1 protein-coding gene is annotated in these 878 nt (G+C 66.9%); it reads left to right on the top strand.

The features are described 5' to 3' along the window. A partial coding sequence (locus ACYVDE_RS24560) for a hypothetical protein (protein WP_460504143.1) occupies window positions 1-878 on the top strand: 878 nt, incomplete at both ends.

The following is an 878-nucleotide window of genomic DNA, read 5'->3' as shown; positions in this document are numbered from 1 at the left end:
GCCAGCCGCGAGGAAGTGGCCACGCTGCACGGCGTGCTGAGCCTGGTGGCGCTGGCCGTATTGCCGCCCACGGCCCTCACGCTAGCCACGGCGGCGGCTGTCACGGCCTTCACCATCGCCATCACCTACCGCCAGCGGTGGAAATACCAGCTGTTGCTGGGCATCGTCAGTTTTTTCGCCTTCCACCTCTACTGGCATCGGCAGTTGACGGACATTCCCAACTCCCTGCGCCTGGTGGCTATGGCGCTGGTGGCGCTGGTGGGCGTGGCGGCCGCCGTGGTGCAGTACCGCCGCGTGTACGCCCAGCGGCGGTTCGAGCCGCTGCTATTCACCGCGCATCTGCTCAACTGGACCTGTCTGGGTATCAACCTGTACCTGTATAGCACGGGCTCCATCTGGAAAACCATTCCGCTGGGCCTGGGCGCGCTGCTCACCTTCTGGGCCGGGCGGCAAGCCAAAAAGCTCGGCATCGGCTGGCTGTTTCAGACCGATACCATCATCTCGCTGATTCTGGCCCTGGCCACGGCGCTGTCGCTGCAGGGCTGGCACGCCACTACTGCCGTCATCCTGCTGTTTATGCTGCTCGAAGCGCTGCTGGTGGCCCTCATCATGGCCCGGCAACGCGAAACGCTGGTGTACCGCGTGGCGCTGTCGGGGGCCGGCCTGGCGGGGGGCGGGCTGCTGCTATTCACCGCTCTCCATGCCGTGGCGAGCCCACCCCTGGTGCTCTACCGCGAGGCCTTTGTGCTGGCGCTGGCAGGCTGGGCGGGCCTGGCTTTTGCCCGGCTCATGTATAAGCAGCCGCTATTGCAGGCGGGCAAACCCGCCGCAAACGCCTGGGCGGGCGCGCCGAATCCGGCGGAGTCGGCGCGCAACCT

The sequence above is a fragment of the Hymenobacter agri genome, from assembly GCF_054778495.1.
Note: the sequence above shows the minus strand (reverse complement) of the source record. Positions and strands in the feature narration are given on the sequence as shown.